Here is a 21,762-nt window from a genome sequence, read left to right as displayed (position 1 = left end):
GGGCCCGGCGCACGCATCCGCCCTCGCCACCCGCACTTCAGGAGGTCGAGGCGAGCCGTTCCCAGCAGGAGTCGAACCAGGTCTGCATGCTCTCCATGAACACCGACCCGGTGGAGTTGGGGTCGCCCTCGTCGTTGACGTGCCGGGTCAGGGTTGATCCCAGACCGAGCACGTCCAGGGCGTCGATCTCCGTCCCGTCGTCGAGCAGGATGGGGCGCTCCACCACCTCGTACGGGCCGAACAGCGCCTCCACACCCCTGCGCAGATAGAGCTTGAAGGTGGGGACCAGCGGGACGAAACGCACCTCCACCTCCACGGACGGCACCAGGCCCTCTGTCTGCAGATCCTGCAGCGCCACGCGCAACGAGGTCGTGTGACGTCGGGTGATCTCCCGGAGCCTTTCCTGTATCTGGTCCTGCAACCGGTCCAATTGGCCTGCCTCGCCCAACTCGGCGACGGGGTGCATGGCCCGGGGGTACGGCAGCTCCATCGTTGCGTCGGGCTGCAGCATCCGCAGCTCGATGCGCTGGGGGGGAGCGAGCCCTCCGGTGCGGATGTGTTCAGCCTGCAGCCGGACATGCGCGTCCAGACTCTCCGACGTCAAGGTGAAGACGTCCAGCGTCACGACGGGTTGCGAGAAGGCCCGGCTCACGAACGGTCCCAGCGCGGCACGCAGCCTGGGAGCGGCCTGGGGCTCCCGCCCCGAGTGGATGGGGCTCTTCACCACCTTCGAGTGGCTGCCCTGGAGGGACTCGATCCAGCCCTCACTCTTCAACTCGCGCAGTACACGTTGCACGGTGTCACGCGAGACGCTGAACTCGTCGGCGAGTTCACGCTGGGGCGGCAGATTGCTGTCCAGGGCGTACCTGCCGTCGGCGATGCGGGCACGCAGCTCCTCCAGAAGGGAGTTGAACCGCCTGCCGCCGCCGTCCGCACGTCCTGCGCTCACACCGCGACCGTACCGCTCCTACGCGTCGCACAAACCGTCTTCAGTCACATTGGCGGCCGAGTTGACTGCTTCGGTTGACTGGCCCTCGTAACAAAACCGGTAGGCCCGTTAAGGGATCAACCAGTCCGGGCACATCCCATCCAAGTCAACCAGTCCAATTGGAACGGTTGTTGATGGACCATCATGGAGGAAATGGGGGCTGGTTCCCATGGCGTTCGTGCAACTGCTGTTGACCGTGACGGTACTCGGCATGGAGCAACTGTTCAGAACCCGGTACGGCGCCCTGGGGGTCACGTTCCTCGTGCTGTTCGGCATCGGCGTCAGAACCCGCAACACCACGTTTCTGTCCGCCGGAGCCGTGGTGTTCCTGTTGCTGATGGCTCAGGCCTGAGCCCGCAGCACACGCAGCACGGGTTGCAGCGACCGCACGACGACCTCGGCGCCCGCATCCCTCAGCAGCTTCTCCTTCCGGTCGCTTCGCGCGTAGCCGAGAAACGGCACTCCGGCCCGTGCGGCCGCGACACGGTCCGTGGGGGTGTCACCGATCATCAGGGCCGCGGAGGGAGAGGCTCCCAGGGCGTTCAGAGCCCGGTTCAGGCAGTGCGGGTCCGGCTTCAGCAGATCGAGATCACTGGTGCGCCCGTACAGGTGCGGGACGAAGCACTCGGCGAGGCCCCGGCCGGCCAGGTAACTCGAGACGGTGCGCGCCGAGTTGTTGCTGGCCACCGCCAACCGTCCGCCCTTCGCGAACCAGGTCCGTATGAGCGGATCGGCGTACGCCGTGGGCATGGCGGAGGGGACCGCCTTGAGTTCCTGCCCGGTGAGCCGCTCCTCCAGCTCCGTCACGAGGTCGCTGCGTGGATGCCGTCTGTTGACCGCGTACAGCACGACCATCGGATCGGAGTGGACCCGCTCCTCGTCGGTGAGCAGCCCGCTCAGGCCCTGCCCCTCCAGCCAGGTCACCAGATCTTTCGCGACCTGCTCCGCCGTGTGTCCGGCGAAGAGCCTGCATATGGGTCCGTCGAAGTCGAAGAGAACGTAACGAACCGGGGTGATCAGTGCTCGCAGGATCTCTGTCTCTACCGTCACCGCTTCAGTCTGCGCCGTATCAGGAGTCACTAGGAGAGTGTCAGGTCCGTCGTGATGGTTTCCCAGAGCGCGTTGAACCACAGTTGCGACTGCTCCACGAAGGTTGCGTCACGCGGCCCCGTGTTCTTCTCGAAGGAGAAGAGGAGGGACTGCGTGCCGAAGGCGTCGTACATCTGCAGGGGGCCGTCCTCCATCTGCTCCTCGCGCTGCATCAGCATGTAGTAGGCGATCAGGGCCTCCTGGCCGTTGAGGAGGTACAGCTTCACGGGCGGGGTGAAGGGCAGCGCGCGGAAGGCGACGCGGACGTCGAGCTGGTGGGACGTGCGCAGGGCCTGGAGGTTGTGGCGCAGGACGCGGATCTGGGCGTTGCGCTGGTCGAGCCAGCGTTTGTGGACGGGGTCCTCGTCGTCGGCGCCCCGCCCCTCCACCGGCACCGGGAAGGCCAGGTTGATCTTCCGGGAGGGGAGGAGGATGCGTACGTCGACGGACTTCGGGCGGATCGTGCCCTCGTGGATGCGGCGGACCGGCTCGCCGAGGGCCAGCATCAGGGTCTCGGCGGTGAGGCAGGCCGCGTCGATCCGGACGTGCGGCGCGGAGAAGGCCGCGGCGAGGCGGGGGCCGAGGCCCACCATCGTCGGCTGCGGTTCGTCCCTCGCGGGGTGCACGGCCTCGGCGACCCGGGGCGGGCTCCCCTTGCTCACGTTGCTCAGCAGCCCGTCGTCCTGGAGGGCGCGCAGCGCCTGACGGACGGTGCCGCGCTCCACGCCGAACTCCTCCGCCAGTTCGGCCTGGGTGGGCAGGCGCTCGCCGGGCCTGAGTTCGCCGCCGCGGATGCGGTCCCGCAGGGTGTCGGCGATCTCCTGGGACGAGAGCTTTCTGCTGCCGTTCACTGCAACGTTCTCCTGAGTCACGACCAAACGGTACAACTCTCACCCATCTTTGGGGAGTTCACCGCAAGGTGGTTATAAACATTGACCAAATGGGAACCATTTAAACGAAGTTGGCTGCCAACTTGGTCAAGTTGGCACAGCTCTTGATTCCCACCGGCCCCCGGTCACCGCCGCACGGCACCCAGCCCCTCGGAGGAGGTACCACCATGCCCGCTGCCCTCGCCCTCGCCTCCGCCCTCGTCGTCGTCGCCCTCCAGCGATTCGTCGAGTGGCGCTACGGCACCATGGGAGCCGTCGGCCTGCTGTTCCTCACGGTCGGACTGAAGGCGAACAACCACACGTGCAGCTCGATCGGCGCGGTCATGCTCGCCCTGATGTTCGCCGGCCCCGCGATGTGAGCCGCGCGCCCCTGCCGTCGGGGCGCCGGCACCCGGCTCCTCAGGTCGTGAGCAGCAGGTCCGAGCTGATCGTCTCCCACAGCGCGTCGAACCACAGGCCGGACTGTTCGACGAAGGTCGTGTCCCGCGGCGCCGCGGCCGCGCCCCGCTCGAACGCGAACAGCGTCGACTGGGTGCCCTCGGCGTCGTACATCTCCAGCTGCTCACTGTCCACTTCGGCCTCCTTCCGCTGGACCGTGTAGTACGCGAACAGCGCCTCGCGGCCGTTGAGCAGGTACAGCTTCACGGGCGGGGTGAAGGGCAGCGCGCGGAAGGAGACATGGACGTCGATGCGGTGCGTGGACCGCAGGGCCAGCAGATTGTGCTTCAGGACCTGCCCCTGGGCATTGCGCTGGGCGAGCCAGCGGCGCTGCAGCCGGCCGTCGACCGAGGCGTCGACCGGGGCCGGGAAGGCCAGCGGGATGTCCCGGCTGGGCAGCATCACCCGGACGTCGACCCTGGCCGGATTCAAGCGCCCCGCGTGAATCGCGCGCAACGACTCACCCACGGCGAGCGTGAGGGACACGGAGGTCAGGCACAGGGCGTCGATCCGCACGTGCGGGGCCGCGAACGCCGCCGACACCCGGGGGGCCAGCTCCACCATCGTGGGCCGCGGGGCCGCTTCCGGCCCGCCGACGGCCGCCGCCCCCGGGCCTGCGGCGACGGTGGCCGGACTGCCCTTGGAAACATTGGTCAGCAGGTGCTCGGACTGCAGGATGCGCAGGGCCTGCCGTACGGCCCCGCGCTCCACGCCGAACTCGTCGGCCAGCTTCGCCTGGGTGGGCATGCGCTGTCCCGGTCGCAGCTCGCCGGACCTGATCCGGCCGCGCAACACGTCGGCCACCTCGTGGTGTGACCTCTGGGGCCGCTGTGACGACTTCCGCCCATCGACGGCCGTGCGTTCCCGCTCCACGAACAAACACTACAACTTCTCGCCATCTTTGTGCAGTTCGTGGGAAGGTGGTTATGAGACGACTCCAAGCGGAGATAAGTAAGGAGGAGTTGGTCGCCAACTTTCACAACATGGTCAAAGCTGCTGACTGTTGGTGACACCGAGACCGACCGATCGCTCTCCCCTCCGGAGGGGAGCCGGGAGCCCGACCGGTCCGCACAGCCACAACTGAATGGATCAGCCACAACTGAATGCGCAGCCACAACCACAACTGAACAGCTACGGATTCCGCACCCATCACGAAAGGTCAGAAGATGTCCGGGCACCATGGGCGCCTGGACGTCCGCAGCAGGGCGTCGGCTACGGAGGCGGCGCCCTTCCGCTGTTCCCGGACCCGGCCGAGCGCGGCGAGCCGTACGGCCGACTCGTCGCCCAGCCACAGGGCTGCCAGGTCCGAGGCGTTCAGCACGAGGTCCCCGTCCTCGCTCGTGGGCACGCAACTCGCCCCGTCCGGGCCCGCGTCCAGCCGGTAGCGCCCGTCCGCGAAGCCGCCCGCGTCGGCGATCTCCAGCACCAGCGTCCCGGTCCCCGCGTACGTACGCGCCTCCAGCGCCCGTACGACGTCCAGGATCCGTACCCACAGCCAGTCTGCCTGGGTAGTGACGCTAACCGCGCGCGGGTCGGGGAAGAAGTGCGGCAACAGGTCGTCGGGGGCCCGCCAGCCGGACTTGACCTTGGTGATCCAGTCGATCGAGCAGAGGTAGTGCCACAGGGCGCGCTCGGCGGCCGGGGTCGTCGCGATCAGCCAGTTGACGTCGGCCGTGTTCTGCGGCTGCTTCATCTGCCAGCTGTCGTCCGCCTCGTAGGAGACGAGGCCCTCGATCTCACCGGCCGCCGAGCGGTACACGGCGTAGAACGGATCGGTCCAGGAGGAACTGGTCCGCAGGTCACCGGTGTTGACGCGCCACCAGCGCTCGTCGCGGCTCACCGCGCCCGGCAGGGCCTGGCGGAGCCGGTCGTGGAGGGCGGGGCCGAGCGCGCGGACGGCCGCGCCGTCGACGAGGTCGACCCGGCCGCCGTCCGCCGGGCCCGACCAGCGGGGGTCCAGGCCGGTGCGGGGCACGTCGACGGTGTACTCGGTGGTCCAGGTGGCCGGCCCGAAGCCGTAGCGGCCGTAGATCGGGTACTCGGCGGCGATCAGGGTGGCGACGACGTCGCCCCGTTCCTTCGCGGCGGTGAGGTCCTGGGCCATCATCCGGGTGAGGAGGCCGCGGCGGCGGTGGGTGGGGCTGACCGTGACGTTCGAGATGGCGTCGGCGGGGACGGTCCGGCCGCCGACGACCGTAAGTTCCTGGGGGAACGAGCGGAAGGTCGCGACCACCTGGGCGGTGTCGGCGGGCGTGAGGGGGGCGTGGACGCGGGAGTCGTCGAACGCGGCGAGGGTGCGGGACGGGTCGATGTGGAACGAGCGGTCCTTGAGCTCCTGCTCGGAGAGGGACTCCGGGGGGCGGAGGAAGCCGGTGTTCAGGGCGTTCAGCCAGGCCGGGATCTCGTCCTCGGTGACGGGGCGTACGGCTGTGTCGGGGGAGGCGCTCATGGGGTCACGCTAGGGGGGTGCTCCGCGGTGTGTCGCGGGTTTTTCCCGCCCCCGCCGCCCCTGCCCGTCCCTCCCTCAGGGGCTGCGCCCCTCCGACCCCCGGCCGCGGGCCCGGTGGGGGTTCTCGCGCAGTTCCCCGCGCCCCTGAAAAGCAGGGGCTGCGCCCACTGCTTTTCAGGCCCGCCGGTCGCCTTCAGAGCCGCGGGAGCCTGGGCTCTCAGGGGCGCGGGGAACCGCGCGACCAGCCCACCCGTACCCGGCCCTCCCTACGTCAGCAGGTCGTCCACCTGGGCCTCGCCCTCCCGGTAGCGGCGGGCGATCTCCGCGCTGCAGTCGTCGGCGGTGCGCTGGAGGCGCTGGCGGCGGCCGGAGATCTGTCGCTCGTGGTGGACGAGACGGGCGCGCCCGGCGGTGAGTTCGTCGTCGGTGCGGGCCCGGAGGTCGGAGAGTTCGACCTCGTCGAGCAGCTCGGCGGCGAGTCGGCGGTACTCCTCGCCGTAGGGCGTGCCCACGGTGACGTGCCGGGCCGAGGAGCGCTGCCGGGCCGGGGCGTCCGTGAGGATCGCCGAGAGCCGGTCCACGAGCGCCGCGGGCTCGTCGGCGGTCGCGGGGTCCGTCGCGCCGCCCCGGCGGGCCAGTTCGGCGCACAGGATGTCGATCCGGCCCTGGAGCAGCCGCCGCAGATAGCTGAGGTCGGCCTCGTCCCGCTGGGCGTCCCGGCGCAGCGCGCGCAGCTCGGGCAGCCGCAGCCGGGACAGGTCGTGCTCGGCCTGGTCCGGCGGCGGCAGCGGTCCGCTGTCCGTGCGCTGGACCGGTGGCCTGCGGATACCGGGGCCGGGCCCCGGGGTCGTACGGGTAAACGTCGCAGTCCCCGGGGGCTGCCCGGTACTCGATGTGCTCATGCGCCTCAACCGTCCCCTCGACCGGTGTGTGTGAGCATGGTGCCACTCTCGGTGGCCGCTTTGTGACCGAGTCGCCGCGATCCACCCCAGATGGTCGGTAATGGATCAATGAGAAAGACCGGGCAAAGCGACCCTCAAACCCCGGTGATCACAAACCCCCCGTACGAGGGACCCCTCACACACGGTTGATGGACGCCGGCGGCATGATGGTCGGCATGCGTGCGGTGGTGCAGAGAGTGGACGGCGCGAGTGTCGTCGTCGACGGTGAGACGGTCGGGGAGATCCGGGGCGAGGGGCTGTGCGTCCTGGTCGGGGTGACGCACGACGACACCGAGGAGAAGGCGGCGCAGCTGGCCCGCAAACTGTGGTCCGTGCGGATGCTGCGCGACGAGAAGTCGTGCAGCGACGTGGACGCGCCCCTGCTGGTGATCAGCCAGTTCACGCTGTACGGCGACGCGCGCAAGGGGCGCCGGCCCACCTGGAACGCGGCGGCCCCCGGCGACGTCGCCGAGCCGCTGGTGGAGGAGGTCGTCGCGCGGTTGCGGGCCCTGGGGGCGACCGTGGCCACGGGGCGGTTCGGGGCGAGCATGCGGGTCGGGCTGACGAACGACGGCCCGTTCACGGTGCTGCTGGAGATGTAGCCCGCCCGGACAGCCCTCGCCTACGGCTCGACCACCGTCTCCTGTGCCGCGGCCGTCGTGTCCGCCATCAGCCTCGCGTCCACCGGCACGTTGCGCTTGATCAGTGCCAGCGCCACCGGGCCCAGTTCGTGGTGGCGTACGGACGTCGTGACGAAGCCGAGCTTGCGGCCGTCGGGGCCGTCGTCGGCGAGGCGGAGTTCCGCGCCGCGCGGCGGGAGGTGGACCTCGCTGCCGTCGAGGTGGAGGAAGACCAGGCGGCGCGGGGGCTTGCCGAGGTTCTGCACGCGGGCGACGGTCTCCTGACCCCGGTAGCAGCCCTTCTGCAGATGCACCGCCGTACCGATCCAGCCCAGCTCGTGCGGGATCGTGCGGTGGTCGGTCTCGAAGCCGAGGCGGGGGCGGTGGTGCTCGACCCGCAGCGCCTCGTGGGCGAGCAGCCCCACGGCCGGGCCCGCCTTCTCCGCGAACGGCTCCAGGTCGGCGCGCGGCAGGAACAGATCACGGCCGTACGGCGTCTCGCGGACGACCGTGCCCTCGGGGATCTGGGTGATCGAGCCGGCCGGGAGGTGGACGACCGCGACGTCGTCCGTGCGGTCGGCCACGTCGACCCGGTAGAAGAACTTCATCGACTCCAGGTACGCGAGCAGCGCCTCCTGGGTGCCGGGCTCGACATGGGCCCAGACGGTGGTGCCGTCGTCGACCAGGTACAGCGCGTGCTCGATGTGGCCGTTGGCGGAGAGGATCAGCGCCTCGGTGGCCTCGCCGACGGGGAGGTCGCTGACGTGCTGGGTGAGGAGCAGGTGCAGCCAGCTGAGCCGGTCCTCCCCGGAGACGGCGATCACGCCACGGTGGGAGAGGTCGACGAATCCGGTGCCGTCGGCGAGGGTGCGCTGTTCGCGGAACAGGTCGCCGTAGTGCGCGGCGACACCTTCGTCCACCCCCTCGGCGGGGACGGCGCCGGGCAGGGACAGCAGAGGGCTCTTCATATGCCTAGCCTACGACTTGGCAGTTGAAGCCTTGAGTGTGCAGCTCTCGCAGCGGCCGAAGATCGCGAAGTGCTTCAGGTCGGTGTCGAACCCGAAGGTCTCGCGCAGCTTCGCCGTGAAGTCCTGCGCCACCGACACGTCGGCCTCGATGACGTTCTCGCAGTCCCGGCAGACCAGATGGATGTGGTGGTGCCGGTCCGCCAGGTGGTACGTCGGCGCGCCGTGCCCCAGATGGGCATGGCTGACCAGCCCCAGCTCCTCCAGCAGCTCCAGGGTCCGGTAGACGGTGGAGATGTTGACCCCCGAGGCCGTCTTCCGCACCTCCACGAGGATGTCGTCGGGGGTCGCGTGCTCCAGAGTGTCCACGGCTTCGAGCACGAGTTGCCGCTGCGGCGTCAGCCGGTAGCCGCGCTGCCTGAGGTCACTCTTCCAGTCGGTGCTCACCACACCTCAGAGTCTAGGACTACTTGAAGAACGCGATGCCGTCGTCCGGCATGTCGTCCGGGAGGGCCTTCGCCCAGCGTTCGACGTCCTCGGGGGTGACGACCTTCTTCAGGTGCGCGGACATGTAGGGGCGCAGCTCCACGTCGGGCGTCGCCTTCTCGCCGACCCACATCAGGTCGCTGTGCACATAGCCGTACAGCCGCTTGCCGCCGCTGTACGGTCCCGAGGCCGCCGTCCGCGCGACCGCGTCGGTGACCACGTCGATCTGCGGCTTCTGCTTGGCCAGCTCGCCGTACCAGACCTCGACGACACCGTCGTCACGGGTCATCACGATCTCGACCTTGCGGTCGGCGTCGATGCGCCAGAACCCGGACTCGGTCTCCAGCGGACGGACCTTGTTCCCGTCCTTGTCCAGCACCCAGGTGTGGGAGTGGTACTCCAGGAAGTCCCGGCCGTCGTGGGAGAAGGTGACCTCCTGGCCGAAGTTGCACTTCTCGGCACCGGGGAAGTCGTGGACGCCCGCGCCCGCCCAGTCGCCGAGCAGAAAGGCGAGGGGGACGAGGTCCTTGTGCAGGTCGGACGGGATCTCGATCATCGGTTCTTCCTAGGAGTGGGTCAGCGCTGGCCCTGGTACAGCTTCTTCACGGTCAGACCGGCGAAGGCGAGAACGCCGACGGCGACCAGGACCAGCAGGATTTCGAAGAAGAGTTCCACGGGGTGCTCCTCGGATGAGCGGGGTTCGGTACTGCACAAGGCCGGACCCCAGCTTACGCGGCCGGGGTCCGGGGTTCGCCGCGAGGTGCGGTGATCACGGCGCGGACTACCATGCGGCCATGGCGAAGAAGCTCGTGATCAAGGTGACGGCCGGGGCGGATGCTCCCGAGCGGTGCTCGCAGGCGTTCACGGTGGCCGCCGTGGCGGTGGCCAGCGGGGTGGAGGTGTCCCTGTGGCTGACCGGTGAGTCCGCGTGGTTCGCGCTGCCGGGCCGGGCCGCCGAGTTCGAGCTGCCGCACGCCGCCCCGCTCCCCGATCTGCTCGACTCGGTCCTCGCGGGCGGCACGCTCACCCTGTGCACCCAGTGCGCCGCCCGCCGCGACATCACCGAGAAGGACGTCATCGAGGGCGTCCGGATCGCGGGGGCGCAGGTGTTCGTGCAGGAGGCGCTCGCGGACGACGCCCGGGCACTCGTCTACTGAGCGGCGGACACGGCCTAGGGTCTCGGCCGTCTCCGGCCGTCCAGCTCGTCCCACCACTCGTCGGACTTCGGGTCGCCGGAGGGGTCGTCCCACCAGCGGTCGTCGGGGCCGCGCCGGTTGGCGACGACCGCGGCCAGCGGCGGGATGACCATGGCGACCACGCACATGCCGACCGCGACCGGGACCGACCAGAGGCGTACGACGCCCCAGGCCAGGACGAAGAGCGCGAGGCACGTGCCCATCATGGCGAAGTAGGCGTGGCGCCGGCGGGCGTACATGTCTCCAGCGTAGGCCCGCGCACCGCGCACGGCCGAGGGCCGTACCCCGGATCGGACATCAGGGGTACGGCCCTCGGCCGTTCGGGAACAACCGCCTCAGACGGCGATCGCGACCTCCGCCAGGCCGCCCTGCTCGGCGACGACGGTACGGTCGGCGGTGCCGCCGGGGACCAGCGCGCGGACGGTCCAGGTGCCCTCGGCCGCGTAGAAGCGGAACTGGCCCGTCGCGGAGGTCGGGACCTCCGCCGTGAACTCGCCGGTCGAGTCCAGCAGCCGGACGTAACCGACCACCGGCTCGCCGTCGCGGGTCACCTGGCCCTGGATCGTGGTCTCACCGGGCTTGATCGTCGAGGCGTCCGGGCCGCCGGCCTTCGCTCCGCACATGTCTTTCTCCAGATTCAGATAGGGGTCTGACCGGAAGGAAGGCCGGTCGGGTGGGTACGCGGGGGTGTCTTACTTGTTGGCGCCGAGCTCGATCGGGACGCCGACGAGGCTGCCGTACTCGGTCCAGGAGCCGTCGTAGTTCTTGACGTTCTCCACGCCGAGCAGCTCGTGCAGGACGAACCAGGTCAGCGCGGAGCGCTCACCGATGCGGCAGTAGGCGATGGTGTCCTTCGCCAGGTCCACCTGCTCGTCGGCGTACAGCTCCTTGAGGTCGTCGTCCGACTTGAAGGTGCCGTCGTCGTTGGCGTTCTTCGACCACGGGATGTTGCGGGCGCTGGGCACGTGGCCCGGACGCTGGGACTGCTCCTGCGGCAGGTGGGCCGGGGCGAGCAGCTTGCCGGAGAACTCGTCGGGCGAGCGCACGTCGACCAGGTTCTGCGAGCCGATCGCGGCGACGACGTCGTCACGGAAGGCGCGGATCGCGGTGTTCTGCGGCTTGGCCTTGTACTCGGTGGCGGGGCGCACGGGCACCTCGTCGACCAGCTCGCGGGCGTCCAGCTCCCACTTCTTGCGGCCGCCGTCGAGCAGCTTGACGTTCTCGTGGCCGTACAGCTTGAAGTACCAGTAGGCGTACGACGCGAACCAGTTGTTGTTGCCGCCGTAGAGGACGACGAGGGTGTCGTTGCCGATGCCCTTCTCCGACAGGAGCTTCTCGAAGCCCTCCTGGTCGACGAAGTCACGGCGGACCGGGTCCTGGAGGTCCTTCGTCCAGTCGATCCGGATGGCGTTCTTGATGTGGTTCTTCTCGTACGCCGTGGTGTCCTCGTCGACCTCGACGATGGCGATGTTCGGGTCGTCGAGGTTGGCCTCGACCCAGTCGGCGTCTACCAGGACGTCGCTGCGGCTCATGCTCTTTCTCCTCCGGGGCAGTTACGGCGGGGGCGGGTTGCGGGTGCCTCCGGCGGTTCGGCCGGGGCGCGCGGGGATGGGCCCTGGCTCGAACAGGGCAGGCATCGGGGACGCGGCGGCAGGACTCCGCCGCTCGCTCAGAAAGTGCGACAGAGCATGGCGGCGACGCGGCACAGGTCTACTGCCCGCCGCTTCGTGAGATCCGCCTGTCGCTTCATGACTGTCGATCGTAGGGACGGACAGGCGGACGTGTCACCGGCATGTCGGATACTGAGACGCGATCGTCCGTAATGTGGGACCGAAAGGGGGTACGCACTGCCGGCGCGGCGATTCCCGGGGGGTGTAGCGATCGTCACAGCTGCCCTGCGGACATCGCCGTCTCGCCACTCGGACACCGCAGGTCCGTCCGTCGCCCTCGGGTCACGGTCCCGGGTCCCGCCCCCGTCCTACCCGGCGAGCCTGACGTTCGAACCCCGGACCGTGATGTCCACGCCGTCCGGCGCGGCCTCGACCTTGTCGAGCTCGATGCCGCCCGGAAGACCGTCGATCTTCTGCTCGAAGTCGGTGATCGAGCGGACCTGGCCCTCGGCGGCCTCGACGACGAGGTTCGGCAGGTTGTCGGCGTGCACCTTCACGGTGTCGCCGTCCACGGTGACCGTGCTGAGCACCGGGTAGGTCGTCGACTTGCCGAGGAAGGTGACCTTGATGTCGACCTTGACCTTGCCCTTGCCGCCGTCGGAGAGGCCGACGACCTGGGCGGTCGCGCCGGGGAGGATCTGGGTGGGCGCGGACTTGGCGGCCTTGAGGAGTTCGTCGTACGCGATGGTCGCGGTGCCGGTGGCGGTGGCGGCGGTGGCGGAGCTGTAGTCGCTGGAGAAGGCGACGCCGTGCATGGTCGCCTTCAGGTCGGCGATGCGGATGCTCTCGCCCGCCTTGCCGGTGGTCGCCTCGTAGTCCTCGATGCCGACCTCGACGTCGTCGAGTTCGCCGCTCGCGACCTGGGTGAGGAACGGGAAGCCCTTGATGGAGACGTCGGGGGTGGTCGCGAGGCCCTCGCCGGTCTTCAGCTGCTGGGCCGCCTCGTCCTCGGCGAAGCCGACGGCCACGCGGTCGGCGATCACGAAGAGGCCGCCCAGGATCACGGCGACGATGACAAGTATTCGCAGTGCGCGCATGTCTCGGTGTTCCCCACGTAGTCCACTCGGCGCTCGGCCCGGCGATCGGTCCCGTTGTCAACGACCTGAGTGGCCGTTCTCCGCGAGAGTAATCGTGTGGGCGTAAAGGCGGGGTGGGCCGGGGTGCCTTGTTGATCAGCTGTGACAGGGGCGACGTGGGGCGGCCGGGGTGGGGTGTTCCGGGTGCGGTGTTCCGGGTACGTGGGCGGGTGCGGGTCCGGTGGGGGCTGGTCGCGCAGTTCCCCGCGCCCCTGAACGACCAGGCCCTGCGGGCCTGAGCACCCGGGCCCCCGCCGGACATGAAAGCCGAGCCCTCGCACGCCCCGAAAGCGAGGGGCGAAGCCCCTGCTTTCAGGGGCGCGGGGAACTGCGCGAGGAGCCCCACCGGGCCGCACCCGGCGAACGTACGACGGTGGGCCGTCAGGCCAGGGCGCGGCCGAGGAGGTACACCGCCGGGGCCGCGGCCGTCAGCGGCAGGGCCACGCCCGCGGTGAAGTGGACGAAGCGCGACGGGTAGTCGTACGCCGCGACCCGGTGTCCGATCAGCGCGCACAGGCCCGCCCCGGCGCCGAGCAGGGCCCCGGAGGTGCCGAGGCCGGTCGCACCGCCGACGGCGATGCCCGCGCCGGCCGCCGCCAGCAGGGCCACGACCACCGACGCCGGCGTGGGCAGCGGCAGGGCGCGGGCCACCACGGCCACCGCCACCGCGACCCCGCCCACCGTGACCGCGTCCGCCTCGGCCGCCAGATGACCGGTCGCGATGATCGCCAGCGCGGCCGAGGCCACCGTCGCCATCAGGCCGTACATCCGCTCGTCCGGGTCCGCGTGGCTGCGCAGCCCGAGCACGAGGGCGAGCAGCACCCACACACCGAGCGTCCCGAGGATCGCGGCGGGCGCGTGCTCCCGTCCGGCCGCGAACAGGGCCGCGTCCGCCGCGAGCGCGCCCGCGAACGCCAGCACGATGCCCTGCCGGGCCGGCCACATGCCGTTCAGCCGGAACCAGCCCGCCGCGGTCACGGCCTGGAGGATCACCAGCGGCACGGCGAGGGCGTACGCGCCGATCGCCGCCGCACCGGCCAGCAGCAGGCCCAGGACGGCCGTGATCAGCGCGGGCTGCATCCCGGGCTCGATGATCGGCGACCGCCCCTCGGCCCGCGCCCGCTGGGCGTCGGTGACCCGGGTGTTGCCGGTGAGGGTCGGCGGCCCGTACCCGGGCTCGGGCGCCGCGGCGGGGTCCGCCGGGGCCGGCACGGGCGCTTGAGGTACCTGAGGTGCTTGAGGCGCCTGAGACGCCTGCTGCCCGTACAGGTCGTACGGAGCCGGCTGCCCCTGCTGACCGGGGTGCCCCTGTGGACCGGGGTGCCCCTGCTGCCCGTCCTGCCCCGGCTGCCCGTACCGCGCGCTCGGGCCGTCCGGCTGCTGGGGCAGGTACGCCGTCTCCGTCAGATGACCGGCGGGCGGGGTCTGGGGCTGGATCTGGGTCTCCCAGGTCTGGCCCTCCCACTGCTGGGTGTACTGCTGGGCATGGGCGGCCCGACCCTCGTCGTAGCCCTGCCACTCGGGCTGCGCCGGGGCCCCGTACTGCTGCGCCCGCTGGTACTCGTCGTAGCCCTGGTGGCCCTCGTACCCGTACGGCTGGTTGCTCATGATCTGGGGGTCACCCTCCTGCGAACGGCGGAAGCACCTCGACCGTGCCGCCCTCGGCCAGACGTACCGTCTCATGGGCGCGGGTGCCCACCGGGTTGCCGTCGACGAGGAACGAGCATCGCCGCAGGACGCGGACGAGTTCGCCGGGGTGTCGGTCGCGGGCCGCGTTCAGGGCGTCCGCGAGGGTGGCCGCGTCGTAGGGCTCCTCGGCGAGGCCGGCTGCGGACTTGGCCGCGGCCCAGTAGCGGACGGTGCCCTTTGGCATCTGCGTTCCTCTGTATTAGTCGTGACGGGGATCAGGCTACGGGGCGGGCGGCGCGGCGGGGAAACCGCGGCGGCATCCGTTCACCGCACCCTCCCCGATACCCACTCCCCGACGCGGGCCAGCAGTTCCGCGCTCGCCGCGTTCTCCGCGTGCCCCATCCCCCGCTCCAGCCACAGCTCGCCGTTCTCCCCCGCCGCGGCCGCCAGCATGTCGGCGTGGTCGGTCGGGAAGTAGCCGTCGCTGTCGCCGTGGACCACCAGAAGCGGGGTCGGGGCGATGAGGGGGACGGATTCCACCGGGGAGAGGGGGACGGGGTCCCAGTCCCGGTGGTGGATACGGGTACGGAAGCCGTAGCGGCCGAGCAGGCGGCCCTCGGGGCGGGTGATGAGCCAGTGGACCCGGCGCATGGGGGCCGTGCCGCGGTAGTACCAGCGGGCGGGGGCACTGACGGAGACCACCGCGTCGGGGCCGTCGGGCAGGGCCTCGTCGCGCACGGGCTCATCGCGCACGGCCTCGTCGCCCGGAGTCCCGTCGCGCAGGGCCGCGTGGCGCAGGACGACCGAGCCGCCCATGGAGAACCCGACCGTGGCGACGCGCTCGTGCCCGAGCGCGCGGGCCCAGCGGACCGCCGCCGCGAGATCGAGCACCTCGCGGTCGCCGACCGTGGAGCGGCCGCCGGACCGTCCGTGACCCCGGAAGGAGAAGGTGACGACGGACCCGTACCGCGTGAGCTCCTGCGCCACCCTCCGAACATGTGGACGATCGACATGTCCGGTGAAGCCATGCGCGACGATGAATGCGAGAGGGCCGGAAGATGGAGTTCCGGTGCCCGCCGCGCCTTTGTATACAACGGCTTTCGGGTTGTATACGACCTCGATATTCACCCCGTCGTCAGTGCGTAGAAACCTGCGCAAAGGGGTGCGGGGCGGCGCCGAACTCGTTCGACCGGCCGTCTCAGAGTTCGGAATGTCGGAAGATCGCGTCACATGGCCTGCCGGACCAGCACTCATGTGGGCTATTCTGCTGGACAGAGGACTCGGGCAATGTTGCCCCCGGGTCCTTTTGTGCTTTCGGAAGCGTTGTATACGAGCGGGAAACGCCAGGTGACCGCAGGTGTACGGGCCCCGGGATCGCAGAGCAGAAACACTGATCGGCACCGCATTCGAAGATCGCGGTGGCGCACAGTGCCAACACACGTCCTCGCAGGGACCGAGGAGGAACCAGACGTATGAGTTCTCTGCTGCTCCTGACCAATGCCCTCCAGCCTTCCACGGAGGTGCTTCCGGCCCTCGGCCTGCTGCTGCACAACGTGCGCGTGGCCCCGGCTGAAGGCCCCGCTCTCGTCGACACCCCCGGTGCGGACGTCATCCTCATCGACGGCCGCCGCGACCTCCCGCAGGTCCGCAGCCTGTGTCAGCTGCTCCGCTCCACGGGCCCCGGCTGCCCCCTCATCCTGGTCGTGACCGAGGGCGGCCTCGCCGCCGTCACCGCCGACTGGGGCATCGACGACGTCCTCCTCGACACCGCCGGCCCCGCCGAGGTGGAGGCCCGGCTGCGGCTCGCCATGGGCAGGCAGCAGATCGTCAACGACGACTCCCCCATGGAGATCCGCAACGGCGACCTCTCGGTGGACGAGGCGACCTACAGCGCCAAGCTCAAGGGCCGCGTCCTCGACCTCACGTTCAAGGAGTTCGAGCTCCTCAAGTACCTCGCCCAGCACCCGGGCCGCGTCTTCACCCGCGCCCAGCTGCTCCAGGAGGTCTGGGGCTACGACTACTTCGGCGGCACCCGGACGGTCGACGTCCACGTACGGCGGCTGCGCGCCAAACTCGGCCCCGAGCACGAGTCCCTGATCGGAACGGTCCGCAACGTCGGTTATCGATTCGTTACGCCCGAGAAGGCGGAGCGCGTCGGTGACGACGCCAAGAGCAGGGCCGCCTCCTCAAAGGCGGCGGATGCGGACGAGACGGCGCCTCTGGAGGCCGTCGAGGTCGCGGCCGAGGCGTAGGGACGGTCCCGCTGGGCTTCGTACGCGCCGGTAACCCTTCGGTGTGCCGGCGTACGCCCTGCCCAGCGGCGATCCATCCGCGTAGACTCCGCGCGTGGCCAAGGTGACTCGGGATGACGTGGCACGACTGGCGGGTACCTCGACCGCCGTCGTGAGCTACGTCATCAACAACGGACCCCGGCCGGTCGCCCCGGCCACGCGCGAGCGTGTCCTCGCCGCGATCAAGGAACTGTCGTACCGGCCCGACCGCGTCGCCCAGGCGATGGCCTCCCGGCGCACGGACCTCATAGGCATGATCGTGCCGGACGCGCGCCAGCCCTTCTTCGGCGAGATGACCCACGCCGTGGAGCAGGCCGCCGCCGAGCGCGGAAAGATGGTGCTCGTCGGCAACACCGACTACGTCGCCGAGCGCGAGGTCCACTATCTGCGGGCGTTCCTCGGGATGCGGGTCTCCGGACTGATCCTCGTCAGCCACGCCCTGAACGACAACGCGGCCGCCGAGATAGAGGCGTGGGACGCGCGGGTCGTGCTGCTGCACGAGCGGCCCGAGGCGATCGACGACGTGGCCGTGGTGACCGACGACATCGGCGGCGCGAAGCTCGCCGTGGAGCACCTCCTGTCGCACGGGTACGCGTACGTCGCCTGCCTGGGCGGCATCGCCGAGACCCCGCTCGTCGGCGACCCCGTCTCCGACCACGTCGAGGGCTGGCGGCGCGCCATGGACGAGGCCGGCATCCCCACCGAGGGCCGGCTCTTCCAGGCCCCCTACAACCGGTACGACGCCTATCAGGTGGCGCTCAAGCTGCTGGCCGGGCCGGACCGGCCGCCGGCGATCTTCTGCTCCACCGACGACCAGGCGATCGGTGTGCTGCGGGCCGCGCGCGAGCTGCGCATCGAGGTGCCGAGCGAGCTGGCCGTCGTCGGGTTCGACGACGTCAAGGAGGCGGCGCTGACCGATCCGCCGCTGACGACGATCGCGACGGACCGTACGGGGATGGCACGGGCGGCGGTGGACCTGGTGCTGGACGACGGGATCCGGGTGGCCGGGTCCCGGCGCGAGCGGGTGAAGCTGTTCCCGTCGACGCTGGTGGCCCGGCGGTCGTGCGGGTGCGCGTAGCCCCATCGGGGCCGGCCGGCCGCTGAACACCGGGTAGGTCATCGCTCCTCTCACGATGCTTCCTTGCTTTCCCATGTCTGGCGGGCCCGGCGCCTTTATATGGGGCGAACGAGCTTCTGGTTCGGTTCTCAGGGAGCACTCAGGAACGTCTCATGGTCGGGCGGCAGGCTCTGAGTCATGACCGAGAGCTTCCGCCGCAGCGGCGAGTACGAGAACCCCTACCAGGGTGAGAACCCCTACCAGGGTCAGCAGCAGCACTCCGGGTACGCCCAGGGCGAGACCCAGCAGCAGCCCGCGTACCTCCAGCAGCAGCCCGCCTCCGCCCCGGTGAACCCGGAGTGGCCGCCTCCGCCGGCGTACGAGCCGGCCTCGGCGACGGCGGGAGCGGGCACGGGGACGCTGACGGCACCGGCACCGGCGCCCGCCCCGTCGAGAAGGCGGAGCCGGGGTCCGATCGCGCTGGTGGCGGCCGTGGCGTTCGTCGCGGCGGCGATCGGCGGCGGTACGGCGTACGGCATCCAGGAGCTGACCGGCACGAACAGCGCGACCTCCAGCTCCACCAGCACGAGCGTGGTGCCGACCAGCCAGAAGGGCACCGTCGCCGGGGTCGCCTCGGCGGTCAGCCCGAGCATCGTGGAGATCAACGCCAGCTCGAACGCCGGTGAGTCCACCGGTTCCGGTGTGATCATCACCAGTGACGGCGAGATCGTCACCAACAACCACGTCATCGCCGGCGCCTCCCAGATCAAGGTGTCGACGAGCAACGGCAAGACCTACACGGCCGAGGTCGTGGGCACGGACAGCAAGAAGGACCTCGCCCTCATCAAGCTGCGGAACGCCTCCGGGCTGAAGACTGCCACGCTCGGCGACTCCGCCGGCGTCAAGGTCGGCGACCAGGTCGTGGCGATCGGCTCCCCCGAGGGTCTGACCGGCACGGTCACCAGCGGCATCGTCTCCGCCCTCGACCGTGACGTGACGGTCTCGACGGACGAGAGCCAGGGCCAGCAGCAGGGCGGTGGCGGCGGCGGGCAGTGGCCGTTCGAGTTCGGCGGCCAGCAGTTCAACGGCGACACGGGCTCGTCGACGACGACGTACAAGGCCCTCCAGACGGACGCCTCGCTGAACCCGGGCAACTCCGGCGGCGCCCTCATCGACATGAACGGCAACATCATCGGCATCAACTCGGCGATGTACTCCGCCGCGGACGCCTCCTCCTCCAGCGCCGGCAGCGTGGGCCTCGGCTTCGCGATCCCGGTCAACACGGTCAAGGCCGACCTGAGCACGCTGCGGGCGGGCGGCTCGGACTGAGGTCCGCACCGCTTCCGGCCAGGCCCGTGCAGTCCCCTCCAGCCCCGTGCAGTCCAAAGGAGTTCGACATGATCACGCAGATTTCGCACGACGTGGAGACCGCCGGCGACCCGGCCGGGCTGGGCCTCGCCCTCGCGGTGGCGGCCGAGCTGCACCCGGCGGTGACGAGGGCCCCCGAGGTGGCGTCCGCCGTCGCCGCCCCGGCCCGTCGCGCCACGGCTGGCCGGCCCCGCCGACGCCCGGTCCGCGGCTGATCCGCGCCCGGTCCGCGGCTGATCCGCGGCTGATCCGCACGCGCTATTGCGCGGCCGGGTGACGTGCAAGGCTAGGACGAGAACCGCGCGACCAGCCCCCTACGGCGCCCCCGGCCCCGTACCCCATCCCACACGAGGACGACACCCACATGAGCCCCGCCGAAGGTGCCCCCGAACCCCAGCGCATCCTCATCGTCGACGACGAGCCGGCGGTGCGCGACGCGCTCAAGCGCAGCCTCGCCTTCGAGGGCTACGGCACCGAGGTCGCCGTCGACGGCGCGGACGCGCTGGAGAAGGCGACCGCGTACCGGCCGGACCTGGTGATCCTCGACGTCCAGATGCCGCGGATGGACGGGCTGACCGCGGCCCGCCGTATCCGCGGCGCCGGCGACACCACCCCGATCCTGATGCTCACGGCCCGCGACACCGTCGGCGACCGTGTCACCGGCCTCGACGCCGGCGCGGACGACTACCTGGTCAAGCCGTTCGAACTGGACGAACTCTTCGCCCGGGTACGGGCGTTGCTGCGCCGCAGCACCTACGCGTCCGCCCTCGCCGACACCGCCGAGGTGGACGAGGCGCTCACCTTCGCGGACCTGCGGATGGACCTGGCGACGCGCGAGGTCACGCGGGGCGCGCGCCCGGTGGAGCTGACGCGTACGGAGTTCACGCTGCTGGAGATGTTCATGGCGCACCCGCGCCAGGTCCTCACGCGGGAGCAGATCCTGAAGGCGGTCTGGGGCTTCGACTTCGAGCCGTCCTCCAACTCCCTCGACGTGTACGTCATGTACCTGCGCCGCAAGACCGAGGCGGGCGGCGAGCCGCGGCTCGTGCACACGGTGCGGGGTGTCGGGTACGTCCTGCGGCAGGGCGGCGCGGAGTGAGACGGCTCCTGGGCCGCTACCGGTCCCTGCCGATCCGGGCGCGGCTGGCGATGCTGGTCGCGGCGGCGGTGGCGTTCGCGGTGGCGGCGGTGTCGGTGACGTGCTGGTTCATCGTGCAGGGGAAGCTGTACGACCAGCTCAACGACGACCTGAAGAAGTCCATGGGCATGATGCGGAACACGGCCGCACAGGCGGTCAATTCCTGCACTCAGGTCCCGGCGAAGAACGACGGCCGCCAGGGCCCCCAGAACACCTACTTCCAGGTGATCCTGGAGAACGGGACGCCCTGTGTGCTGCCCTTCTCCGCGGGCCTGGTGAACGTCAGCGCGGGCGACGAGGAGATCGTCAGCGGCACGGACCGCGGTCTCGCCCTCTTCCGCAACGGCACCGACTCGGAGGGCGCCGACGTACGGATCATGACCGAGCCGGTGACCCTCACCGACCGTGCCACCGGCGAGACGTCCAACGCGGCGATCGTCGTCGCGCTCCCCCTCAAGGGCACCCAGTCCACCCTCAACGACCTCGCCCTCATCCTCCTCCTCGTCTCCGGCATCGGGGTCGTCGGTGCCGGAGCGGCCGGTCTGGCCGTGGCACGTGCGGGTCTGCGGCCGGTCGACAAGCTCACCGAGGCCGTCGAGCACGTGGCGCGCACCGAGGACCTGGGCATCCGCATCCCCGTGGAGGAGCGGAGCGAGGACGAGGTCGCGCGCCTGTCCCGTTCCTTCAACTCGATGACGAGCGCCCTCGCCAGCTCCCGCGAACTGCAGCAGCAGCTGATCGCCGACGCCGGCCACGAACTCCGTACGCCGCTCACCTCGCTCCGCACCAACATCGAACTCCTCACCCGCAGCGAGGAGACGGGCCGCCCCATCCCGGCGGACGACCGCAAGGCCCTGCTCGCCTCGGTGAAGGCCCAGATGACCGAACTGGCCGCGCTGATAGGCGACCTCCAGGAGCTGTCGCGCTCGGAGGCGGGTCAGCAGGGCGGCCGGCACCTCCAGGTGGTCGACTTCCAGGAGACCGTGGAGGCGGCCCTGCGCCGGGCCCGGCTGCGCGGCCCCGAGCTGACGATCACGGCGGACCTCCAGCCCTGGTACGTCCGCTCCGAGCCGTCCGCGCTGGAGCGGGCCATCGTCAACATCCTCGACAACGCGGTGAAGTTCAGCCCCGAGGGCGGCTCGATCGAGGTCTCCCTCGACGGGGGTGTCCTCCGGGTCCGCGACCACGGCCCCGGCATCCCCGCCGACGAACTCCCCCACGTCTTCGACCGCTTCTGGCGCTCCCCCAGCGCGCGGGCCCTGCCGGGCTCGGGCCTGGGCCTGTCCATCGTGGCCCGCACGGTCGAACAGGCGGGCGGCGAGGTGTCCCTGTCCCGGGCGGACGGCGGCGGCACCCTGGCGACGGTCCGGCTGCCGGGCGCGGCGACTCCGCCGCCGGGGGAGGCGGCGGGGGTGTGAGTGGGGGTGCGGGCCGGGGTGCTCGGGGTCAGTGGAAGCCCGTGTCGAGCACG

26 protein-coding genes are annotated in these 21,762 nt (G+C 70.6%); 10 read left to right on the top strand and 16 right to left on the bottom strand.

Annotation, left to right across the window (positions count from 1 at the left end; genetic code table 11):
- Window positions 1-37 precede the first annotated feature (37 nt).
- Window positions 38-949, bottom strand: coding sequence for a GntR family transcriptional regulator (locus PYR72_RS26625; RefSeq protein WP_275457648.1), 912 nt, complete (start codon window positions 947-949; stop codon window positions 38-40).
- Window positions 950-1,157: 208 nt separating this feature from the next.
- Here PYR72_RS26625 and PYR72_RS26620 point away from each other — a divergent pair, with 208 nt between their 5' ends.
- Window positions 1,158-1,340: a hypothetical protein gene (locus PYR72_RS26620; protein WP_275457647.1), complete on the top strand. Its 183-nt coding sequence runs from the start codon at window positions 1,158-1,160 to the stop codon at window positions 1,338-1,340.
- Here PYR72_RS26620 and PYR72_RS26615 read toward each other — a convergent pair.
- Both PYR72_RS26615 and PYR72_RS26610 read right to left on the bottom strand, forming a co-directional pair.
- Window positions 1,331-2,068, bottom strand: a complete 738-nt coding sequence (locus tag PYR72_RS26615; RefSeq protein WP_275457646.1) for an HAD family hydrolase — start codon at window positions 2,066-2,068, stop codon at window positions 1,331-1,333. The two genes, PYR72_RS26620 and PYR72_RS26615, sit on opposite strands and share 10 nt — an antisense overlap.
- Window positions 2,068-2,955 carry a winged helix-turn-helix domain-containing protein gene (locus PYR72_RS26610; protein ID WP_275457645.1) on the bottom strand — a complete coding sequence of 296 codons (888 nt, stop codon included), beginning with the start codon at window positions 2,953-2,955 and terminating at the stop codon, window positions 2,068-2,070. The genes PYR72_RS26615 and PYR72_RS26610 overlap by 1 nt, the downstream gene beginning before the upstream one ends.
- A 179-nt stretch (window positions 2,956-3,134) precedes the next feature.
- Between PYR72_RS26610 and PYR72_RS26605 the strand changes: the two genes are divergently transcribed.
- The gene (locus PYR72_RS26605) at window positions 3,135-3,326 is read left to right on the top strand and encodes a hypothetical protein (RefSeq protein ID WP_275457644.1); all 192 of its coding nucleotides are present in this window, start codon (window positions 3,135-3,137) and stop codon (window positions 3,324-3,326) included.
- 40 nt (window positions 3,327-3,366) lie between these two features.
- Here the strand turns inward: PYR72_RS26605 and PYR72_RS26600 are convergent, their stop codons facing one another.
- From PYR72_RS26600 to PYR72_RS26590, 3 genes are all read right to left on the bottom strand, one after another.
- Window positions 3,367-4,284, bottom strand: coding sequence for a winged helix-turn-helix domain-containing protein (locus PYR72_RS26600; RefSeq protein WP_275457643.1), 918 nt, complete (start codon window positions 4,282-4,284; stop codon window positions 3,367-3,369).
- 280 nt (window positions 4,285-4,564) lie between these two features.
- Window positions 4,565-5,854 carry a GNAT family N-acetyltransferase gene (locus tag PYR72_RS26595; RefSeq protein WP_275457642.1) on the bottom strand — a complete coding sequence of 430 codons (1,290 nt, stop codon included), beginning with the start codon at window positions 5,852-5,854 and terminating at the stop codon, window positions 4,565-4,567.
- Window positions 5,855-6,120: 266 nt separating this feature from the next.
- Window positions 6,121-6,756, bottom strand: coding sequence for an AmfC protein (locus PYR72_RS26590; protein WP_275457641.1), 636 nt, complete (start codon window positions 6,754-6,756; stop codon window positions 6,121-6,123).
- 215 nt (window positions 6,757-6,971) lie between these two features.
- Between PYR72_RS26590 and dtd the strand changes: the two genes are divergently transcribed.
- Window positions 6,972-7,397 (top strand): D-aminoacyl-tRNA deacylase, encoded by a 426-nt coding sequence (gene dtd / locus PYR72_RS26585; RefSeq protein WP_059084287.1) that lies wholly within the window; start codon window positions 6,972-6,974, stop codon window positions 7,395-7,397.
- 20 nt (window positions 7,398-7,417) lie between these two features.
- On the opposite strand, the gene PYR72_RS26580 is transcribed toward dtd, so the two are convergent.
- From PYR72_RS26580 to PYR72_RS26570, 3 genes are read right to left on the bottom strand one after another with little or no spacing between them, the layout of a single operon-like run.
- Window positions 7,418-8,383: a folate-binding protein gene (locus PYR72_RS26580; RefSeq protein WP_275457640.1), complete on the bottom strand. Its 966-nt coding sequence runs from the start codon at window positions 8,381-8,383 to the stop codon at window positions 7,418-7,420.
- Window positions 8,384-8,392: 9 nt separating this feature from the next.
- Window positions 8,393-8,830, bottom strand: a complete 438-nt coding sequence (locus PYR72_RS26575; protein ID WP_059084270.1) for a transcriptional repressor — start codon at window positions 8,828-8,830, stop codon at window positions 8,393-8,395.
- 16 nt (window positions 8,831-8,846) lie between these two features.
- Window positions 8,847-9,422 carry an FABP family protein gene (locus PYR72_RS26570; protein WP_005476868.1) on the bottom strand — a complete coding sequence of 192 codons (576 nt, stop codon included), beginning with the start codon at window positions 9,420-9,422 and terminating at the stop codon, window positions 8,847-8,849.
- A gap of 238 nt (window positions 9,423-9,660) precedes the next feature.
- On the opposite strand from PYR72_RS26570, the gene PYR72_RS26565 reads away from it, so the two are divergent.
- On the top strand, window positions 9,661-10,023 hold the full coding sequence (locus PYR72_RS26565; protein WP_275457639.1) for a DsrE family protein: 363 nt from the start codon (window positions 9,661-9,663) through the stop codon (window positions 10,021-10,023).
- 14 nt (window positions 10,024-10,037) lie between these two features.
- On the opposite strand, the gene PYR72_RS26560 is transcribed toward PYR72_RS26565, so the two are convergent.
- The 7 genes from PYR72_RS26560 to PYR72_RS26530 form a co-directional block, all read right to left on the bottom strand.
- Window positions 10,038-10,301 carry a DUF3099 domain-containing protein gene (locus tag PYR72_RS26560; protein WP_005476872.1) on the bottom strand — a complete coding sequence of 88 codons (264 nt, stop codon included), beginning with the start codon at window positions 10,299-10,301 and terminating at the stop codon, window positions 10,038-10,040.
- A 96-nt stretch (window positions 10,302-10,397) separates the two neighbouring features.
- Entirely contained in the window at window positions 10,398-10,685 is a 288-nt protein-coding gene (locus PYR72_RS26555; RefSeq protein ID WP_013002600.1) for a DUF1416 domain-containing protein, read from the bottom strand.
- Between the two features lie 69 nt (window positions 10,686-10,754).
- The gene (locus tag PYR72_RS26550; RefSeq protein WP_275457638.1) at window positions 10,755-11,594 is read right to left on the bottom strand and encodes a sulfurtransferase; all 840 of its coding nucleotides are present in this window, start codon (window positions 11,592-11,594) and stop codon (window positions 10,755-10,757) included.
- A gap of 446 nt (window positions 11,595-12,040) precedes the next feature.
- Window positions 12,041-12,769 carry a DUF2993 domain-containing protein gene (locus PYR72_RS26545; protein WP_275457637.1) on the bottom strand — a complete coding sequence of 243 codons (729 nt, stop codon included), beginning with the start codon at window positions 12,767-12,769 and terminating at the stop codon, window positions 12,041-12,043.
- 420 nt (window positions 12,770-13,189) lie between these two features.
- The gene (locus PYR72_RS26540) at window positions 13,190-14,416 is read right to left on the bottom strand and encodes a hypothetical protein (protein WP_275457636.1); all 1,227 of its coding nucleotides are present in this window, start codon (window positions 14,414-14,416) and stop codon (window positions 13,190-13,192) included.
- Between the two features lie 10 nt (window positions 14,417-14,426).
- On the bottom strand, window positions 14,427-14,681 hold the full coding sequence (locus PYR72_RS26535) for a MoaD/ThiS family protein (RefSeq protein WP_275457635.1): 255 nt from the start codon (window positions 14,679-14,681) through the stop codon (window positions 14,427-14,429).
- Window positions 14,682-14,761: 80 nt separating this feature from the next.
- Window positions 14,762-15,691, bottom strand: coding sequence for an alpha/beta fold hydrolase (locus PYR72_RS26530; RefSeq protein ID WP_275457634.1), 930 nt, complete (start codon window positions 15,689-15,691; stop codon window positions 14,762-14,764).
- Window positions 15,692-15,909: 218 nt separating this feature from the next.
- Here PYR72_RS26530 and PYR72_RS26525 point away from each other — a divergent pair, with 218 nt between their 5' ends.
- The 6 genes from PYR72_RS26525 (at window position 15,910) to PYR72_RS26500 (ending at window position 21,709) form a co-directional block, all read left to right on the top strand.
- The gene (locus tag PYR72_RS26525) at window positions 15,910-16,689 is read left to right on the top strand and encodes a response regulator transcription factor (RefSeq protein WP_275457633.1); all 780 of its coding nucleotides are present in this window, start codon (window positions 15,910-15,912) and stop codon (window positions 16,687-16,689) included.
- A gap of 94 nt (window positions 16,690-16,783) precedes the next feature.
- A complete protein-coding gene (locus PYR72_RS26520) occupies window positions 16,784-17,806 on the top strand; it encodes a LacI family DNA-binding transcriptional regulator (RefSeq protein WP_275457632.1) in 1,023 nt (340 codons plus the stop codon).
- 177 nt (window positions 17,807-17,983) lie between these two features.
- Window positions 17,984-19,114 carry a trypsin-like peptidase domain-containing protein gene (locus PYR72_RS26515; protein ID WP_275457631.1) on the top strand — a complete coding sequence of 377 codons (1,131 nt, stop codon included), beginning with the start codon at window positions 17,984-17,986 and terminating at the stop codon, window positions 19,112-19,114.
- Between the two features lie 68 nt (window positions 19,115-19,182).
- Complete coding sequence (locus PYR72_RS26510) at window positions 19,183-19,368, top strand: hypothetical protein (RefSeq protein WP_059084261.1); 186 nt, start codon at window positions 19,183-19,185, stop codon at window positions 19,366-19,368.
- A 149-nt stretch (window positions 19,369-19,517) separates the two neighbouring features.
- Window positions 19,518-20,252, top strand: a complete 735-nt coding sequence (locus PYR72_RS26505; RefSeq protein ID WP_275457630.1) for a response regulator transcription factor — start codon at window positions 19,518-19,520, stop codon at window positions 20,250-20,252.
- Window positions 20,249-21,709, top strand: a complete 1,461-nt coding sequence (locus PYR72_RS26500; RefSeq protein WP_275457629.1) for a HAMP domain-containing sensor histidine kinase — start codon at window positions 20,249-20,251, stop codon at window positions 21,707-21,709. The genes PYR72_RS26505 and PYR72_RS26500 overlap by 4 nt, the downstream gene beginning before the upstream one ends.
- The last annotated feature ends 53 nt before the right edge of the window (window positions 21,710-21,762 follow it).

This window comes from Streptomyces sp. VNUA24 (assembly GCF_029167005.1).
GTDB lineage: Bacteria > Actinomycetota > Actinomycetes > Streptomycetales > Streptomycetaceae > Streptomyces > Streptomyces scabiei.
This window is presented reverse-complemented; position numbering and strand designations above follow the sequence as displayed.

Bases quoted from the DNA above. Each gene is read 5' to 3' on its own strand.
- PYR72_RS26620 (WP_275457647.1), top strand. From the start codon at position 1,158: ATGGCGTTCGTGCAACTGCTGTTGACCGTGACGGTACTCGGCATGGAG.
- PYR72_RS26605 (WP_275457644.1), top strand. From the start codon at position 3,135: ATGCCCGCTGCCCTCGCCCTCGCCTCCGCCCTCGTCGTCGTCGCCCTC.
- PYR72_RS26595 (WP_275457642.1), bottom strand. From the start codon at position 5,854: ATGAGCGCCTCCCCCGACACAGCCGTACGCCCCGTCACCGAGGACGAG.
- PYR72_RS26590 (WP_275457641.1), bottom strand. From the start codon at position 6,756: ATGAGCACATCGAGTACCGGGCAGCCCCCGGGGACTGCGACGTTTACC.
- dtd (WP_059084287.1), top strand. From the start codon at position 6,972: ATGCGTGCGGTGGTGCAGAGAGTGGACGGCGCGAGTGTCGTCGTCGAC.
- PYR72_RS26580 (WP_275457640.1), bottom strand. From the start codon at position 8,383: ATGAAGAGCCCTCTGCTGTCCCTGCCCGGCGCCGTCCCCGCCGAGGGG.
- PYR72_RS26570 (WP_005476868.1), bottom strand. From the start codon at position 9,422: ATGATCGAGATCCCGTCCGACCTGCACAAGGACCTCGTCCCCCTCGCC.
- PYR72_RS26565 (WP_275457639.1), top strand. From the start codon at position 9,661: ATGGCGAAGAAGCTCGTGATCAAGGTGACGGCCGGGGCGGATGCTCCC.
- PYR72_RS26560 (WP_005476872.1), bottom strand. From the start codon at position 10,301: ATGTACGCCCGCCGGCGCCACGCCTACTTCGCCATGATGGGCACGTGC.
- PYR72_RS26555 (WP_013002600.1), bottom strand. From the start codon at position 10,685: ATGTGCGGAGCGAAGGCCGGCGGCCCGGACGCCTCGACGATCAAGCCC.
- PYR72_RS26550 (WP_275457638.1), bottom strand. From the start codon at position 11,594: ATGAGCCGCAGCGACGTCCTGGTAGACGCCGACTGGGTCGAGGCCAAC.
- PYR72_RS26545 (WP_275457637.1), bottom strand. From the start codon at position 12,769: ATGCGCGCACTGCGAATACTTGTCATCGTCGCCGTGATCCTGGGCGGC.
- PYR72_RS26540 (WP_275457636.1), bottom strand. From the start codon at position 14,416: ATGAGCAACCAGCCGTACGGGTACGAGGGCCACCAGGGCTACGACGAG.
- PYR72_RS26535 (WP_275457635.1), bottom strand. From the start codon at position 14,681: ATGCCAAAGGGCACCGTCCGCTACTGGGCCGCGGCCAAGTCCGCAGCC.
- PYR72_RS26530 (WP_275457634.1), bottom strand. From the start codon at position 15,691: ATGAGTGCTGGTCCGGCAGGCCATGTGACGCGATCTTCCGACATTCCG.
- PYR72_RS26525 (WP_275457633.1), top strand. From the start codon at position 15,910: ATGAGTTCTCTGCTGCTCCTGACCAATGCCCTCCAGCCTTCCACGGAG.
- PYR72_RS26515 (WP_275457631.1), top strand. From the start codon at position 17,984: ATGACCGAGAGCTTCCGCCGCAGCGGCGAGTACGAGAACCCCTACCAG.
- PYR72_RS26510 (WP_059084261.1), top strand. From the start codon at position 19,183: ATGATCACGCAGATTTCGCACGACGTGGAGACCGCCGGCGACCCGGCC.
- PYR72_RS26505 (WP_275457630.1), top strand. From the start codon at position 19,518: ATGAGCCCCGCCGAAGGTGCCCCCGAACCCCAGCGCATCCTCATCGTC.